Annotated in this window: 14 protein-coding genes; 8 read left to right on the forward strand and 6 right to left on the reverse strand. The window is 74.1% G+C overall.

Features of this window, described 5'->3' with window-relative positions; all coding sequences use genetic code 11:
- Window positions 1–43: 43 nt before the first annotated feature.
- Both AC07FY_RS01505 and AC07FY_RS01510 read right to left on the reverse strand, forming a co-directional pair.
- A complete protein-coding gene (locus AC07FY_RS01505; RefSeq protein ID WP_478999013.1) occupies window positions 44–1597 on the reverse strand; it encodes a GAF domain-containing protein in 1554 nt (517 codons plus the stop codon).
- Window positions 1594–2631: a rod shape-determining protein gene (locus AC07FY_RS01510; RefSeq protein WP_478999014.1), complete on the reverse strand. Its 1038-nt coding sequence runs from the start codon at window positions 2629–2631 to the stop codon at window positions 1594–1596. The genes AC07FY_RS01505 and AC07FY_RS01510 overlap by 4 nt, the downstream gene beginning before the upstream one ends.
- Before the next feature lie 221 nt (window positions 2632–2852).
- On the opposite strand from AC07FY_RS01510, the gene AC07FY_RS01515 reads away from it, so the two are divergent.
- The gene (locus AC07FY_RS01515; RefSeq protein WP_478999015.1) at window positions 2853–3563 is read left to right on the forward strand and encodes an esterase/lipase family protein; all 711 of its coding nucleotides are present in this window, start codon (window positions 2853–2855) and stop codon (window positions 3561–3563) included.
- On the opposite strand, the gene AC07FY_RS01520 is transcribed toward AC07FY_RS01515, so the two are convergent.
- Complete coding sequence (locus AC07FY_RS01520; RefSeq protein WP_478999812.1) at window positions 3560–4087, reverse strand: hypothetical protein; 528 nt, start codon at window positions 4085–4087, stop codon at window positions 3560–3562. The genes AC07FY_RS01515 and AC07FY_RS01520 overlap by 4 nt on opposite strands.
- Before the next feature lie 153 nt (window positions 4088–4240).
- Between AC07FY_RS01520 and AC07FY_RS01525 the strand changes: the two genes are divergently transcribed.
- Window positions 4241–4990 carry an SCO2400 family protein gene (locus AC07FY_RS01525; RefSeq protein ID WP_478999017.1) on the forward strand — a complete coding sequence of 250 codons (750 nt, stop codon included), beginning with the start codon at window positions 4241–4243 and terminating at the stop codon, window positions 4988–4990.
- 23 nt (window positions 4991–5013) lie between these two features.
- Here the strand turns inward: AC07FY_RS01525 and AC07FY_RS01530 are convergent, their stop codons facing one another.
- Window positions 5014–5436, reverse strand: coding sequence for a MarR family winged helix-turn-helix transcriptional regulator (locus AC07FY_RS01530; protein ID WP_478999019.1), 423 nt, complete (start codon window positions 5434–5436; stop codon window positions 5014–5016).
- 96 nt (window positions 5437–5532) lie between these two features.
- On the opposite strand from AC07FY_RS01530, the gene AC07FY_RS01535 reads away from it, so the two are divergent.
- The 5 genes from AC07FY_RS01535 to AC07FY_RS01555 all read left to right on the forward strand — a co-directional run bounded on the left by AC07FY_RS01535 (window position 5533) and on the right by AC07FY_RS01555 (window position 11481).
- Window positions 5533–6555: an NADP-dependent oxidoreductase gene (locus AC07FY_RS01535; protein ID WP_478999021.1), complete on the forward strand. Its 1023-nt coding sequence runs from the start codon at window positions 5533–5535 to the stop codon at window positions 6553–6555.
- 64 nt (window positions 6556–6619) lie between these two features.
- Window positions 6620–7042: an organic hydroperoxide resistance protein gene (locus tag AC07FY_RS01540; protein WP_478999023.1), complete on the forward strand. Its 423-nt coding sequence runs from the start codon at window positions 6620–6622 to the stop codon at window positions 7040–7042.
- 66 nt (window positions 7043–7108) lie between these two features.
- Window positions 7109–7942: an EI24 domain-containing protein gene (locus AC07FY_RS01545; protein WP_478999025.1), complete on the forward strand. Its 834-nt coding sequence runs from the start codon at window positions 7109–7111 to the stop codon at window positions 7940–7942.
- A gap of 244 nt (window positions 7943–8186) precedes the next feature.
- Window positions 8187–9881, forward strand: a complete 1695-nt coding sequence (locus tag AC07FY_RS01550) for a hypothetical protein (protein WP_478999027.1) — start codon at window positions 8187–8189, stop codon at window positions 9879–9881.
- A gap of 13 nt (window positions 9882–9894) precedes the next feature.
- The gene (locus tag AC07FY_RS01555; RefSeq protein ID WP_478999029.1) at window positions 9895–11481 is read left to right on the forward strand and encodes a DUF2142 domain-containing protein; all 1587 of its coding nucleotides are present in this window, start codon (window positions 9895–9897) and stop codon (window positions 11479–11481) included.
- 120 nt (window positions 11482–11601) lie between these two features.
- Here AC07FY_RS01555 and AC07FY_RS01560 read toward each other — a convergent pair whose 3' ends face one another.
- Window positions 11602–12318: a carbon-nitrogen hydrolase family protein gene (locus AC07FY_RS01560; RefSeq protein ID WP_478999031.1), complete on the reverse strand. Its 717-nt coding sequence runs from the start codon at window positions 12316–12318 to the stop codon at window positions 11602–11604.
- Between the two features lie 39 nt (window positions 12319–12357).
- Window positions 12358–12936, reverse strand: a complete 579-nt coding sequence (locus AC07FY_RS01565; RefSeq protein WP_478999033.1) for a TetR/AcrR family transcriptional regulator — start codon at window positions 12934–12936, stop codon at window positions 12358–12360.
- A gap of 203 nt (window positions 12937–13139) precedes the next feature.
- Between AC07FY_RS01565 and AC07FY_RS01570 the strand changes: the two genes are divergently transcribed.
- A complete protein-coding gene (locus AC07FY_RS01570; RefSeq protein ID WP_478999035.1) occupies window positions 13140–15620 on the forward strand; it encodes a glycoside hydrolase family 3 protein in 2481 nt (826 codons plus the stop codon).
- Window positions 15621–15686: the final 66 nt, after the last annotated feature.

The following is a 15686-nucleotide window of genomic DNA, read 5'->3' on the forward strand; positions in this document are numbered from 1 at the left end:
GTTCCGGCCGCCGGAGGCCGGGGCGCCGCCCCGCCCCGGAGGGCTACAGCGCCGAGGACCACGTCAGGGTCGTGCCCCGCGCCCCCGCCTCCGTCCGCCCGTCGTCCACCACCGTCAGCCGCACTTCGGCGGGGTTCGCGTCCACCTCCACCTCGATCGAGGTGACGCCGGTGCGCCGGTGCGCCGCGGCCAGGGCGCCGCGCAGCGCGGCCAGCAGGTCGCCCGCCACCGGCTCCGGCAGCAGCGCGTCCACGGCGCCGGCGAACTTCACCGAGGGCTGGAAGCCCAGCAGCACCGCCGCGCCGCCCGTCTCGCGCAGGACCCGCCCCCGGAACGTCGTCGGGGCGTCGGTCGGCGGCTGCTGGAGGGCGAAGATGGCCGTCCGGACCTCCTGGATCGTGGAGTCCAGTTCATCGACGGCCCGGCTGAGGTCGTCCCCCACCGGATCGCCGGACGGGGCGTTGGAGGAGCGGCGCCGGGTGCTCTCCAGCATCATCTCGGTCGCGAACAGCCGCTGCACCACCAGGTCGTGCAGGTCCCGCGCGATCCGGTCGCGGTCCTCGTACACCGCGAGCTGCTCCCGGTCGTGCTGCGCGTCCGCGAGGACGAGGGCCAGCGCCGCCTGGGAGGCGAACTGCGAGGCCAGCAGCCGGTCCACGGCGTCGTACGGGCGCCCGCCCCGGGCCCGCGGCAGGGCCAGGGTGCCGATCAGCTGGCCGCCGCTCTGCAGGGGGAGCATCATGCTGGGCCCGAACCGCTCCCGGACGTGCGTGGTCATCCGGGGGTCCGTGGCCGAGTCCTCTATGAACACCGCCTCGCCGCCCAGCAGCTGCTCCAGCACGGGCGAACCGGGGGCGATGGCCGTCCCCAGCAGGCCCCCGGGGTCCCCGTGCGTGGAGGCGGCCACGATCTCCATGCCGCCCTCCGGCGTGGGCTGGAGCACCACCCCGGCGGCCGCGTCGGCGAGCAGCCGGGCCCGTTCCGCCACGCACCTCAGCGCGTCCGCGGCGGGGCGCCCGGTCAGCAGGGTCGTGGTCACGGCGGCGGCGCCCTCGATCCAGCGCTCCCGGCGGCGGGCGGTCTCGTAGAGCCGGGCGTTGCCGATCGCTATCCCCGCCTGCGCGGCCAGGACGCGCAGCAGCGCGAGGTCGGTGTCCGTGAACGGGCCGCCGCCGCGCTTCTCCGTCAGGTAGAGGTTGCCGAAGACCTCCGTGTGCACCCGGATCGGCACCCCCAGGAAGCTGCGCATCGGCGGGTGGCCCGGAGGAAAGCCCGCGGAGCGGGGATCCCGGCCGAGGTCGTCCAGCAGCAGCGGGCGCGGGTCGTCGATCAGGGCCCCGAGGACGCCGGAGTGCCCGTCGGGCAGACGCGGGAGTGCGGCCCGCTCGGCTTCGCTCATCCCCGTGGTGAACAGTTCGGACAGCCGGGAGCGCTCGGGGTCGACGACCCCGAGCGCTCCGTAGCGCGCCGCGCAGAGCTCGGCGGCGGACTCCACGATGTGCTGGAGCGTCGAGCGCAGCTCCAGCTCGGAGCCGACGCTCAGCACCGCCTCCAGCAGGACGGGGAGGCTCGACTGCTCCGGCTCGGAAGCCGTCATCCGGACAGCGGGTTGAGGACCATGGGGGCGATCTTCCCTTCCAGCATCGCGCCGAGGCCGAGCACGGCGCACACGTCCGGCCGTTCGGCGATGGCGACGGGCATCCCGGTGGCGTCGCGGAGCATCTGGTCGAGGCCGGGCAGCAGGGCGCTGCCGCCCACCATCATGATTCCCCGGTCCGTCAGGTCCGCGACCAGGTCCGGCGGGCAGTCCCGCAGCACCTTGCCGATCCCGTCGAGGACGGCGGTGAGGGGGGTGTGGATGGCGTCGCGCACCGCCGCCGTGTCGACCTGGACGGAACGGGCCAGTCCGGTGGCCACGTCGCGGCCGTGGATGAGGGTGGAGGCCGGCCCCTCGGCGGTGATGCCGTTGCCGTGCAGGGCCAGCTGGAGCGGCCGGACCGCCTGGCTGGGCAGCATCAGCTCGTGCGCGTGGCGCAGGTGCTGGACCACCGCGTGGTCGATGGCCTCGCCGCCCACGGGGATGCGCTCGGCGGTGACGATCGAACCGAGGGACAGGACGGCCACCTGGGTCGCCGCGGCCCCGCACACCATGATCATCGTCGCGGTCGGCTGCTCCACGGGCAGTCCGCAGCCGACGGCCGCCGCGATCAGGGTGTCGACGAGTTCGACGCGCCGGGCGCCGAGCCCGACGAGCGTCTCCACGGCCGCCCGCTGGGCCAGCGGGTCGGCGTCGTGCGGGGTGCAGGCGGCGGCCCGCAGCCGCGGCTTGCGGCGCAGGGCCCGCCGCAGCTTCTCGCCGAGCAGGTGGCGCAGCATCCGCTGGGCCATCTCGATGTCGACGACGGTGCCGCCGGAGACGGGGCGTACGACCCGGATGTAGTCGGGCGTGCGGCCGGTCATCCGCTCGGCGAACGTCCCGACGGCGATGAGCGCGCCGGTCCGGGTGTTCACCGCGGCGGCGCTGGGCTCGTCGACCACGAGGCCGGCGCCCTTGACGTACACGCGGGTCCGGGCCGCCCCCAGGTCGACGGCGACGTGGCAGCGGCGCAACTGCTCAAGACTGACGGTCACGGCAGATCCTCCCGAGAGCGCTGACGCAAGAGGACCGGCGGAAATGCCGGTCACTGCTCATATCATCGCGGACATTTCAGACTTATTGCCCGTTGGGCTGCTCCGGCCGGGGGTTCCGTGCGCCGTTCCGCACCTGCATGGGGGTGGATTTCTGTACCGACAGGCCGCAGCATGCGCGCACCGCCCGCGCTACTCACCCGTAACAAGGTAAAGGGGACCCGATGCTGACGGCACGCCAGAGACTGCTGGCACTCCTGACGATCTGCCCGGCGCTCCTGGCGCCCCTCTCCGCCCATGCCGCCGACCGGGGGACGGCGGCAGGCCCTGACCGGGCGTCATCGCGCACTCCGGTGGTCTTCGTGCACGGCTACAACGCCGATCCGGGGGTCTGGGGCGGCCTGCGCGAGGACCTGCGGGCCGCCGGGTACGCGGAATCGGACCTGTTCTCCTGGGGCTACGACACCCACCAGTCCGTCAACGAGGTCCTGGCCGGGCGCTTCGGCGCGTACGTCGACGAGATCCGCCGGCAGACCGGCGCCGCCCGGGTCGACGTGGTCGCGCACTCCTTCGGCTCGCTGGTGAGCCGCTGGTACGTGAAGTTCGGGGGCGGCCAGTCCACCGTGGCCCACTGGGTGTCCCTGGCCGGGCCCAACCGCGGCACCTCCACCGCCTGGGCCTGCGCCCTGTGGGACCAGGCGTGCCGGGACATGACCCCCGGCTCGTACGTGGTGCGGAACCTGAACGCCGGGGACGAGACCCCGGGCACGGTCGCGTACGCCACCTTCTGGTCGAACTGCGACGAGATCGTCAATCCGGACGACAGCGTGCCGCTGGCCGGAGCCGCCAACACGCCGGTCGGCTGCCTGGAGCACAACGACCTGCTCGGGGACGACGCGACCTCGGCCGGGGTGCGGGCCTTCCTCGCCTCCTAGGGTGTGTCGGCCCGCCGGCCCTCCGCCACGGTGACCCGCTGGAGCAGGCCGTAGGTGAACTCCGCCACCACGGGCCTGCCGGCGGCGGTGAACGCCAGGCGCCAGCGGGTCGGCGCGGTGCCCTCCATCGGCCGGACCGGCGCGAAGGCCCGCGCCACCTCGTCCACCGTCGCCGCCCACGGCCGCAGGTCCGACGCCGAGGCCAGAACGGGTCCCCGCGCGCCGGGTGCCCGTACCAGCCACTCGTTCCACACCGCTCCGTCCGGCGCGGCCAGCACCTCGAAGCGCAGGTCCGGCCAGAGCGGCACCGGCCACAGCAGCGCCTCGCACTCCAGGTCCCCGATCCGCCGGGGCTCGGCCGACTCGGGCGGGCCGAGGACCGAGCGGTAGCGGGCCAGCGCACCGCGGGACCGGGGTGAGCGGACCATGGCCTGCCAGCGCTTGTTGGCCTCCCGCTGCTCCGCGAGCGAGGCGCCGAGCCGCCGCCGGGCCTCCTCGGCGAGGTCCGGCTGGAAGTCCGCCATCCGGCGCAGCAGCACCAGCTGGAAGGCGCCCGGCCCGAAGGGCGCCCGGGCGCCCGGAGGGGATGTCCCTGTCACGGAGTCCACGATTCCACACAGGATCCTTACGTTTGCGGGATCCGGATGTTGCCGCGCACCACGTAGCCTGCGGGCGCTATGAACTACTGCCCCGCTTGTCGGAGGCACCTCAACGGCGCACTGGCGTGCGCCGGGTGCGGAACCCCGGCCGAATACCTGATGCCCGCGCCGCACGCCGCGCCCGAGGCGCCCGCCGCCCCGGGGGCCGCCGGACCCGAGCCGCAGTCCACGCTGGCCGGGGTGTACGCCGATTCGCTCGTGGTGCTGTCGGCGCCGAACGAGCGCCGGCCCGGAGCGAGGCGCCGCGCCGTCCACCGGCGGCGCCGCCGGACCGTCCTGACCATGGGGCTCGGGCTGCTGCTGGCGACCGCCGGCACGCTGGCGGTGGCCAGGCTGGCCGCCGACGGGCAGCGCAGCGACCGGGCCGCCACGGTGGTGCTGACCGATGACGGCCCGCAGGAGCCCGCGCCCCTGCCGGACGCCTCGACCCCGCGCGCCCCCGCCCCGGCCGCCTCGGCCAAGGCGTCGGGCGCCGGGAAGGCCACCGGGGCCGCCCCGGCGACGGGCGCGCCCGCGGCGGGCGCGGGGGCCGTCACGCAGCCCGCGCCCACGTCGTCCGCCCCCGCGCCTTCGGCCTCCTCGGGGCCGGCCTCCGGCACTCCCGGTCCGCGGGGCTCCGTACGGCCCACCGCGTCGGGGCAGTCGACGCAGAGCGGTTCCCCGACGGCCTCCCCGACGTCCACCTCCGTGACGCCCGCCCCCGGGCCCACGCCGAAACCGCCGCCCAAGGACTGCGGTTTCCTGGGCTTCCTGTGCTGGGGTGACTGAGTCGTGTGTCCGAAGGACGCGCCCTAGCCCAGCATCCGTCTGAGCAGGTCCCGCAGGGCCGTCCGCTCCTCGGCGGACAGGCCGGCCAGTGGTTCGCGTGCGAAGTCCAGGGACTCGCGCAGCCGGTCCGCCGTCTGCACGCCCGCCTCGGTGGGGGCCGCCAGCTTGACCCGCCGGTCGGCGGGGTCCGGGCGGCGCTCCACCAGGCCGCGGGTCTCCAGCCGGTCCACGATGCCGGTGACGTTGGAGGGCTCGCACCTCAGCTTCTGTGCGATCCGGCGCATCGGCAGCGGCTCCAGCGCCAGCAGGTTCAGCACCCGGGCCTGGGCGCCGGTCAGCTGGTGGCTGGCGGCCGCGTGCTCGTACTCCATGTGGTAGCGGGCCACGACGTCGCCGATGAGTTCGACGACCTCGACGGTCACTGGGTCTACGCGACGACTGGGCATGGAACCAGCGTACCCATTTACTTGACAACATGAAATATCCAGGCGCATGGTTGTTTCACCTAGTGAAGCAATTTTCGTTCTTACGAGGAGCGCCGCATGTCCCAGATCCCCGCCGTCAGCCGCGAATGGCACCTCGTCCGCCGCCCGCAGGGCTGGCCCGTCGCCGAGGACTTCGCCCTGCGCGAGGTCCCCGTCTCCGCCGAGCCCGCCCCCGGCCGGATCCTCGTGCGCAACCTCCACATGTCCGTGGACCCCTACATGCGCGGCCGGATGAACGACGTGAAGTCCTACATTCCGCCCTTCCAGCTCGACCGGCCGATGGACGGCGGGGCGGTCGGCGAGGTCGTGGCGTCCGCCGCCGAGGGCTTCGCGGTCGGCGACCACGTCCTGCACGGCCTGGGCTGGCGCGAGTACGCGGAGCTCGACGCGCAGCACGCCACCGCGGTGGACGGCTCGCTCGCCCCGCTCTCCGCCTACCTCGGCGTGCTCGGCATGCCGGGCCTGACCGCCTACGCCGGCCTCTTCGAGGTCGCCTCCTTCAAGGAGGGCGACGCCGTCTTCGTCTCCGGTGCCGCGGGAGCGGTCGGCAGCCTCGTCGGCCAGTTCGCGAAGATCAAGGGCGCGTCCCGGGTCGTCGGCTCCGCCGGCTCGGACGAGAAGGTGACGCTCCTCACGGAGAAGTACGGCTTCGACGCCGCCTTCAACTACAAGAACGGCCCCGTCGGCGAGCAGCTGCGCGCCACCGCCCCCGACGGCATCGACGTCTACTTCGACAACGTCGGCGGGGACCACCTCGAGGCCGCGATCTCCTCGATGAAGGTGGGCGGCCGGGCCACCCTGTGCGGCGCCATCGCCCACTACAACGACACCGAGGCCGCCCCCGGCCCGCGCAACCTGATGCAGGTCATCGGCAAGCGCCTGCGCCTGCAGGGCATCCTCGTCAACGACCACGCCGGCCTCCAGCCGCAGTTCGTCCAGGACGTGGCCGGCTGGCTGCGCTCCGGCGAGCTCCGCTACGACGAGACGGTCGTCGAGGGCGTCGAGAACGCGGCCTCCGCCTTCCTCGGCATGCTGCGCGGCGAGAACACCGGAAAGATGATCGTTTCCTTCACCGGTTAGGCTCACCCCACACCGCTGTGGTCGTGGGCGCGAGTCACGGCGATTCATCTGGAGGATTTTCTTCATGTCCATCACGCAGTCCGACGTCGCGTACACCGCTGTCGCCACCGCCGAGAACGGCCGTGACGGCCGCGTCGCCACCAACGACGGCCAGCTCGACGTCGTCGTGAACCCGCCGAAGGAGCTCGGCGGCAGCGGCGCCGGCACCAACCCGGAGCAGCTGTTCGCCGCCGGCTACAGCGCCTGCTTCCAGGGCGCCCTGGGTGTCGTCGCGAAGAACGTGAACGCCGACATCTCCGGCTCCACCGTCACCGCCGAGGTCGGCATAGGCAAGAACGACGACGGCTTCGGCCTGATCGTCAAGATCTCCGCCGTGATCCCGAACGTGGACGCCGCCACCGCCAAGGAGCTCATCGAGAAGGCCCACGAGGTCTGCCCGTACTCCAAGGCCACCCGCGGCAACATCACCGTCGAGCTCGCCGTCTGATCAGGCCGCCGCTGGGCGAAGGCCGCACCCCGGACCGGGGTGCGGCCTTCGTCGTAGACTGGCGCCATGCGTGATCTTGCGGGGGGATTCCGGTATCTGCTGGCGGGCCAGCGATGGGTGCTGCGGCACGGCCGCTGGCTGGGCTTCGGGCTGCTGCCCGGGCTGGTCTCGCTCGTCCTCTACGCCGGCGCTCTCATCGGGCTCGGCTACGGCGCCGACGACTTCGCCTCCTGGGCCACGCCCTTCGCCGACGGCTGGAGCGCGCCGTGGGGCGGGCTGCTGCGGGGCTTCCTGACCGGGCTGGTCTTCTGCCTCGGCCTCTTCCTCTCCGTCATCACCTTCACGGCCGTGACCCTGCTGATCGGCCAGCCCTTCTACGAGTCCCTCTCGGAGCAGGTCGACCGGAGCGAGGGCGGCTCCGTCCCCGAGTCGGGGCTGCCGCTGTGGCGGGAACTGTGGATCTCGGCCCGCGACAGCGTCAGGGTCCTCGGCCGGGTGCTGCTGTACGGGATCGTGCTGTTCGCCCTCGGTTTCATCCCGCTGGTCGGGCAGACCGCGGTCCCCGTCCTCGGGTTCTGCGTCTCCGGCTTCTTCCTGACCCAGGAGCTCACCGCCGTCGCCCTCCAGCGGCGCAAGGTGGACCTGGCCGAGAGGCTGGCGCTGCTGCGGTCGCGCCGGATGCTGGTCCTGGGCTTCGGCGTGCCGCTGGTGCTGGCGTTCGTCGTGCCGCTGGTCGCGGTGTTCCTGATGCCGGGAGCGGTGGCCGGTGCCACGCTGATGGCCCGGGACCTGATGGGAGCCGACGGCGCCGCCGGGACCGGGACGAGCGACGGGACCGTCGCGGCCGGCGAGGGCACCCCTCAGGGCGGTTTCGGTCCGCCGCCGCCCGCGTACTCCTAGGCTTCCCGGCCGCACCGGGCGCGCTCGGACACGGCGGGTGCCCCCGCGGTGTCCTCGGTGCCGGGCCCTGCCCTACCCACCGGCGGCCCGTAGTATGCAGGGCAGCAACTGCCGAGGCCGTCTCCCACTGCCCTTGAGTCCGCCCGGGCCCGAAGCTTCGGCGCGGGTGCCGGAGCCGGGCAGCGGCTTGCCGAGCAAGGACCGGCCGTCGGGCCGAGGACCGACCAGCAGTAGGGACCCAGCAGTGACAGTCAGTACCGAGGGCACGGTGACCGTGCTGCCCCCGGGCGGACCGGCCGCGTCCGCCCGCCCGATACCGGCCGCCCGGCGCAGGCCGGGCTCCCGCGGCACCCTCCTGCTCCTCGAAGCCGTCGTCGCCTTCGCCGCCGCCCTGGTGCTCCCGCTGCTCGCCCGCGGCTTCCGGCTCGACCCCCTGGACCGGATCGCCCAGGTCAGCGGGCTCGCCGCGATCCAGCTGCGGTTCGCGCTCGTCGGACTGCTGTTCATCGCCGCGGTCGGACTGGCGCTGCGGCTGCGCGCAGGCCGGCACTTCGACCTCGCCGCCCGGATCGCGGCCGCCGCCATCGCCGGCCTGGCCAGCGGCTTCGTCGCCGCCGGCGCGGTCGTCGCCCTGCACGGCACGCCCTGGCCGATGTTCGGCCTCAACGGCGACAGCGGCCGCATCGTGGAGTGGGCCCACGCGGTGGCGAACGGCCGCCCCTCGGGCTCCCCGGTCTACCCGCCGGCCCCCCTGTACACCCTCGGCCACTACGCCGAGTGGTTCCGCGGCGGGAACACCGCGTACGCCTTCAAGGACCTCCAGATCCTCGGGGCCGCCGCCTTCGGGCCGCTGGTCTACCTGTGCTGGCGCATGCTGCTCAGCCCCGTCCGGGCCCTCGCCTTCGGCGTGGCCCCGGCCTTCGCGCTGATCGACGCCTACAAGCCCTACAGCCAGACCGTCCTCGTCGTGCTGGTGCCGGTCCTGGTGGCGCTGGTGGTGTCGCTGAGCCGCAGCGCCGCGCAGCACTGGCGGCCGCTCCTGGTCAAGGGCGCCGGGTTCGGCGCGCTGCTCGGCCTGCTGTTCCTCACCTACTCGGGCTGGTTCCTGTGGAGCGCGGCCGGGGTGTTCTTCGCCGCGCTGCTCTACTTCCCCTGGCGGACCGGCCGTTCCGGCCGGCTCAAGGGCGCGGGCTTCCTCGCCGCCACCCTCGCGGCCTTCCTCGCGGTCGCCGGACGGTACCTGGCGGTCATGCTGACCGAGGGCCAGACCACCAAGGACTACAACTTCCGGTTCGACAACTTCACCGACCCCGCCTACTACCTCATGTGGCGCACCGACATGCCGGGCAAGGTGGGGGACTGGCCGCCGCCCGGCGAGTACGGCGGAGTCGGACTGTTCGCGCTCGTCACCTTTGTCTGCCTGGGCGCCGCGATCTGGCTGGGCATCCGCAGGCCGATGGTGGTCACCGTCGCGGCCATGTTCATCAGCGCGTGGGTGATGCGCATGTACATCGCCTCGCACATGTACGAGACGCAGACCGTGCAGCTCTACACCCGCACCAACAACCAGCTGCTCTACTGCGGGCTGCTGCTGTGCGCGCTCGTCGCCCACCTGGTCTCGCAGCGGCTGGTCGCGCGCAGGGCCGGGGCCGCGGCCGACGGCGAGGCCGCCGGGTCCGCGGCGGGGAGTGCGGTGGGCCCCGGCTCCCCGAGCCGCGAAGGGGCCGTGATCGGAGCGCTGTGCGCCCTGCTGCTGCTCCTGGGCACGGTCTCCTCCTCGATGGCGGACCGCTACATGCCCGCCAAGGAGAACACCTACCGCATCCTGCCCTGGGTCTCGCACACCATCACGGAGCAGGACGGGAGCTGCCCGAAGTACGCACCCGGCGGCACCTGCTCCAAGGACGGCGACCAGACCTGGCTGAGCTTCATCCGATGACTCGAGGGAACCGATGATCCCCGCACTGACGCGGCTGGCCGACTGGTCGGCCAGGACGCCCAAACGGCTCTGGCTGGTCTCCTTCGCGCTGTTCTGCGCGCTCGCGGGTTCCTGGTCCGCCGCCAGCCCCATCGGCAGCTCCCCCGACGAGCACGCCCACTTCATCCGCGCCGCCGCCGTCGCCCGCGGGCAGATCAGCGGGCCCCAGGTGATGGTCCCGCACACCGTGGCGGGCATCGAGGGGCAGTTCGCGGAAGCGGGCGTGCGGCTCCCCGAGTGGTACGGCAACCTGCCGGCCGTCCACGAGTGCTACGCCTGGAAGCAGTCGCGGCCCGCGTCGTGCGCGCCCCCGCTCGGCACTTCCGAGAAGACCGTGCAGACCACCACGGCGGCCGGCCGCTACCACCCGGCCTACTACCTGGCGACCGGCTGGCCGAGCCTGCTCGTCGACGGCCCCAAGGGGCTGTACCTGATGCGCTTCGTGTCGGCGCTCCTCTGCGCGGCCCTGCTGGCCAGCGCGGTGGTCACGGCCGCCGAGTGGCGGCGGCGCTCGCTGGCGGTGCTCGGCGTGCTCGCCGCGGCCACGCCCATGACCCTGTACATGGCCGGCATGGTCAACCCCAGCGGCGGTGAGATCGCCGCCGGGATCCTGGTGTGGACGGCCCTGCTGGCGATCGTGCTGTCCCCCGATCCGCGGCTGCTGAACCGCCGGCTCGCCCGGCTGGGCGTCGGCGGACTGGTGCTGATCAACATCCGGCCGCTCGGCCTGATCTGGTTCGCCGGGGCCGTGGTCTTCTGCGTGCTGCTGACCCAGCGGCGCGGAGTGCTCGGACCGGTGCTGCGCCGCAAGGCCCTGTGGATGTGGACGGCCCTGCTGGGCCTGGCCACGGCCGGGGCGCTGTACTGGGCGGCGAAGCACCCCGACAACTCGCGGATAAGCATCCCCGACACGCTCACCGCGGGGGTGGCGGCGAAGCGCACCATGGGCAACACCGACTGGTACGTGAAGCAGATGATCGGCTTCTTCGGCTGGCTCGACACCCCGGCCCCGGCCCTGGTGTACATGGTGTGGATGGCGGTGCTCGCCACGCTCGCCGTGCTGGCGCTGGTCTTCGGCCGCAAGCGGGACGTGGTGGCGCTCCTCGGCATGCTGGCCGCCATTGTGCTGGTCCCGGTGGCGGCCCAGGCCTCGGAAGCGGAGCGGATCGGCATGGTGTGGCAGGGCCGCTACCTGCTGCCGTTCGCCGTCGGCCTGCCCCTGATGGCGGTGCTGGTCTGTGCCACGCGCGCTCCCGGGCCGGGCTTCCCGTGGCGGCGCCTGGTCGGCTTCGCCGTCGTCGGCCTCGCGGTGGCCAACGCGGCGTCGTTCTACTGGACGCTGCGCCGCTTCGCCGTCGGCACCAAGGGCTCCTGGGTGGCGACCCACGCCCACTGGGCGCCGCCCGGCGGCTGGGTCCTGTGGACCGGCGTGTACACCGCCGCGGCGCTCGCCGTCGTGGTGGTCGCCCTGATGTCGGACCGCGCGCCCGCCCTGCCGCATCCCCGGGACCTCGACACCCCGCGGCCCGACCGCCACGCGCGGGTGCCGGAGCCGGCCTGAGGGACGCGAGCCCCGGCGCCCGCCGTTCGGCGGGCGCCCGCTCGACGTCTGCCTGACGCCCGCTTGACGTCCGCCGCTTGACGGGCGCCCGCCTGACGCCCGACGACCGACCCGCTCCCGTCAGACGGCGCCGGGGATCTCGGCGGTCACCACCGACGGCGTCCGGTCGTCCGCCTCGGCCAGCAGGGCCCCGCCCGGGGCCCACACGGCCGCGCCGCCGCAGCCGGTCCACGGGCCCGCCGGGCCGACGTGGTTGGCCAGGACGACGTACAGACCGTGGCGGCGGGCGATCTCCGGGTGGACGCTCGCGCGCTCCCGCACGCCCGCGCCCGTCCCGTACAGGGACGAGGCGAGGTGCACCCGGCAGCCGTCGGCGGCGCCCCGGGCGGACAGCTCGGGGAAGTGGTTGTCGAAGCAGATGCCCAGCGAGAAGCGGATCCCGCCGAGTTCGAACCGCCCGTCGCGGTCGCCGGGGATGAAGACGTCCTGCTCGTGCCGGTAGAGGTGCTGCTTGAGGTAGGTGGTCACGTGCGCGCCGTCCGCGTCGTGGACCAGCGTCGCGAGGGCGGGCCGCCCGTCGCCGGCCGGCACGGCGACGTTGACGGCGGTGGCGATGCCGGCGGAGCGCAACGGGTCCAGCCGGGGATCGCCGGCGGCCGTCCACAGCCCGGGGTCGGCGCTCAGCGCGGCCGGCTCGTAGCCGGTGAGGGTGAGCTCGGGGAACACCACGAGTCCGGCGCCCTGGTCGCGGGCCCGGACCGCGAGGGCGGCGGCCTGTGCGGCGTTGGCGGCGATGTCGGCGGGTATGCAGGTCAGCTGCGCTGCGGCGATCTTCACCCGGCTCAGCCTAGGGCGCGTCTTGTCGATCGGGCCGGATCAGCCCGCCGCCGGCCCCCGCAGTAGCGCCAGGAAGGAGCGGAACGCCGCCGGCATGTCCACGGACTCGGGGGCGAGGAGCCACTGGTACTGGAGGCCGTCCATCACCGCGGTCAGCAGCGGGGCCGCCTCCTCGGGGGTCAGGCCCGAGGGCAGGCGCTCGCCGAACTCGGCGCGCAGGACCGCCGCCATCTCACCGCGGACCTGCGCGTAGCGCTCGGCGAAGAACTCCCGCGCGGGGTGCCCGTCGGTGACGCTCTCGCCCAGCAGCGCGGAGAAGGTCTGCACGATGCCCGGGCGCATGGCGTTGTACTCCACCAAGGAGGCCAGCAGGTCCAGGCGCCAGGTGTCCGCCGAGGCGCGTGAACCGCCGCCGGTGTCCCAGCGGTCGCGTTCCCGCAGTACCGCGACCAGCAGGGCCTCCTTGGTGGGGAAGTAGTGCAGCAGGCCCTGCTGGGTCAGGCCGACGCGCTCGGCGACCGCACCGAGCGACGCACCCCGGTAGCCGCGCTCCGCGATGACCTCCACCGCCGCGCGCACGATGTCCTCGCGCCGCTCCTCGCTCCTCGCCCTGGCCATCGCCCCGGCACCCCATTTCCGTCCGCGCCCGTCGACAGCACCGTACGACATCTAAATATCACGAAAACATTACGAGACCTACCGCTCTACAGGTAGCGGGTCCACCATGGGGGCACCGCGCGCACCGCGCCTGCATTCCGCTCGCCCGCACCCGCACCAGCCCCGCCCCGCACCCGCCCCGCACCCCATGAGGAGGCACGGCCGTGACCGATGCCGATCAGGTCCGCAGCAGCGTCGTAGAAGAGGCGCTCGGCAAGCTGGACCTCGACACCAAGACCCGCCTGCTGGCCGGCCACGACATGTGGTCCCTGCCCGCCGTCCCCGAGATCGGGCTGGCGTCCCTGGTCATGTCCGACGGCCCCATCGGGGTGCGCGGCGTGCGCTGGACCGCCGACGACCCCTCGGTCGCCCTGCCCTCCCCGACCGCCCTCGCCGCCGCCTGGGACCCGGCCCTCGCCCGCCGGGCCGGCCGGCTCCTGGCGCAGGAGGCCCGCCGCAAGGGCGTCCACGTCCTCCTCGCCCCCACCGTCAACCTGCACCGCTCCCCGCTCGGCGGCCGCCACTTCGAGTGCTACTCCGAGGACCCGTACCTGACCGGCGCCGTGGGAGCCGGGTACGTGAGCGGCGTCCAGGACGGCGGGGTCGCGACCACCGTCAAGCACTTCGCCGGCAACGAGGCCGAGACCGACCGGTTCACCGTCGACAGCGTCATCGCCCCGCGCCCCCTGCGCGAGCTCTACCTGGCCCCCTTCGAGGCCATCGTCGCCGGCGCCCGCCCCTGGGGCGTGATGACCGCCTACAACCAGGTCAACGGCATGACGATGACCGAGCACCGCCACCTGGTCGAGGAGGTCCTGCGCGGCGAATGGGGCTTCGACGGCTGCAACGTCTCGGACTGGATGGCCGCCCGCTCCACCACCGGGGGCATCGGGGGCGGCCTGGACGTGGCCATGCCCGGACCGCAGACCGTCTACGGACCCGCCCTCGCCGAGGCCGTACGCGCCGGCGAGGTCCCCGAGTCCGCGGTGGACCGGGCCGTGCGCAACGCGCTGCGCCTCGCCGCCCGCGTCGGCGCTCTGCAGGGCGCCCCCGCGGCCGTCACCGAGCTCCCCGCCCCGGTCGACGGCCAGGCGCTGGCCCGCGAGCTCGCCGCCCGCGGCTTCGTCCTCCTGCGCAACGAAACCGCTCCGGGCGGCCGCCCCGCCCTGCCCCTCGACGCCTCCGCCGGGCGCACCGTCGCCCTCCTCGGCGCCGCCGCCCGCGATGCCCGCGTCCTCGGCGGCGGCTCCGCGACCGTCTTCCCCGAGCGGGTCGTCTCCCCGCTCGACGGCCTCACCGCCGCGCTCCCCGAGGGGGCGCTGACCTACCGCGTCGGCGCCGACCCCTCCGACGAACCGGCCCCCGCCGGCAAGGGCTTCTCGCTGCGCGCCGTCTGCCGCGACGCCTCCGGCGCCGTCCTCGGCGAGGGCAGCCTGCCGACCGGCCAGGTCCAGTGGATCGGCGGCGACCTGCCCGCGGGCGTCACGTACGAGACCCTGGCGGCCGTCGAGGTCACCGGCACCTTCACGCCGCGCGAGAGCGGCGAGCACGCCTTCGGCACCAGGGGTCTGGGTGCCTTCACCCTCGCCGTCGGGGGGCGGACGCTCTGGGAGGGCGTCCAGGAGGCGGGCGACGAGGCGGACCCCTTCGAGGCGTTCTTCGGCGCACCCAGCGAACGGGCCACGGCGCACCTGACCGCCGGCGAGACCGTCGAGGTCTCGCTGACGTTCCACGTCCCCGACATGACCGCGCTGCCGCTCAAGGCGATCATGTTCTCGCTGCTGCACCTCGGTCCCCGGGCCGACCCCGACGAGCTGATCGCCGAGGCCGTGGCGGCCGCCCGCGCCGCCGACACCGCCGTCGTGGTCGTCGCCACCACCGACCGGGTGGAGTCCGAGGGCTTCGACCGCACGGACCTCACCCTGCCGGGCCGTCAGGACGACCTGGTGCGTGCCGTCGCCGCGGTGAACCCGAACACCGTGGTGGTCGTGAACGCGGGCTCGCCGGTCGAGCTCCCCTGGCGCGAGGACGTCGCCGCCGTGCTGCTGACCTGGTTCCCCGGGCAGGAGGGCGGCGCCGCGCTGGCCGACGTACTGCTCGGGGACGCGGAACCGGGCGGGCGGCTGCCCACCACCTGGCCCGCCCGGCTCGCCGACGCGCCGGTCACCGAGGTCGTGCCCGCCGACGGACGCCTGGAGTACCGGGAGGGGCTCTTCATCGGCTACCGGGCGTACGAACGGCAGGGCATCGAGCCGGCCTTCCCCTTCGGGCACGGGCTGGGCTACACCGACTGGGCGTACGAGTCCCTGGAGGTCACCCCCACCACGGCCCGCGTCCGCCTCAGGAACACCGGCGCCCGGCCCGGCCGCGAGGTCGTCCAGCTCTACCTCGCGCCCACGGCCGCAGCGTCCGGCGGCCCGCGGGGTGCGGACGTGGAGCGGCCGGCCAGCTGGCTCGCCGCCTTCGCGGGCGTCGAGGCGGGCCCGGGCGAGAGCGTCGAGGCGGTGGTCGCCCTGCCCGCCCGGGCCTTCGAGGTCTGGGACGAGGACGCCCAGCGCTGGCAGCGCGTCACCGGGGACTACGAGGTCCGCGCCAGCCACGCCCACGGCGACACGCGCCTCACCGCCGCACTCGACATATCGTGACACAGCGTTACGACACGCCGTAAGAGCGACATGGCCGGAAATAACCCCTGCCTTGTCCCTCGAAGC

Source organism: Streptomyces sp. NPDC045967, from assembly GCF_056430495.1.

Coding starts and splice junctions, on each gene's coding strand:
- AC07FY_RS01565 (WP_478999033.1), bottom strand. CDS start 12,936: ATGGCCAGGGCGAGGAGCGAGGAGCGGCGCGAGGACATCGTGCGCGCG.
- AC07FY_RS01535 (WP_478999021.1), top strand. CDS start 5,533: ATGTCCCAGATCCCCGCCGTCAGCCGCGAATGGCACCTCGTCCGCCGC.
- AC07FY_RS01555 (WP_478999029.1), top strand. CDS start 9,895: ATGATCCCCGCACTGACGCGGCTGGCCGACTGGTCGGCCAGGACGCCC.
- AC07FY_RS01505 (WP_478999013.1), bottom strand. CDS start 1,597: ATGACGGCTTCCGAGCCGGAGCAGTCGAGCCTCCCCGTCCTGCTGGAG.
- AC07FY_RS01525 (WP_478999017.1), top strand. CDS start 4,241: ATGAACTACTGCCCCGCTTGTCGGAGGCACCTCAACGGCGCACTGGCG.
- AC07FY_RS01540 (WP_478999023.1), top strand. CDS start 6,620: ATGTCCATCACGCAGTCCGACGTCGCGTACACCGCTGTCGCCACCGCC.
- AC07FY_RS01545 (WP_478999025.1), top strand. CDS start 7,109: ATGCGTGATCTTGCGGGGGGATTCCGGTATCTGCTGGCGGGCCAGCGA.
- AC07FY_RS01530 (WP_478999019.1), bottom strand. CDS start 5,436: ATGCCCAGTCGTCGCGTAGACCCAGTGACCGTCGAGGTCGTCGAACTC.
- AC07FY_RS01520 (WP_478999812.1), bottom strand. CDS start 4,087: ATGGCGGACTTCCAGCCGGACCTCGCCGAGGAGGCCCGGCGGCGGCTC.
- AC07FY_RS01515 (WP_478999015.1), top strand. CDS start 2,853: ATGCTGACGGCACGCCAGAGACTGCTGGCACTCCTGACGATCTGCCCG.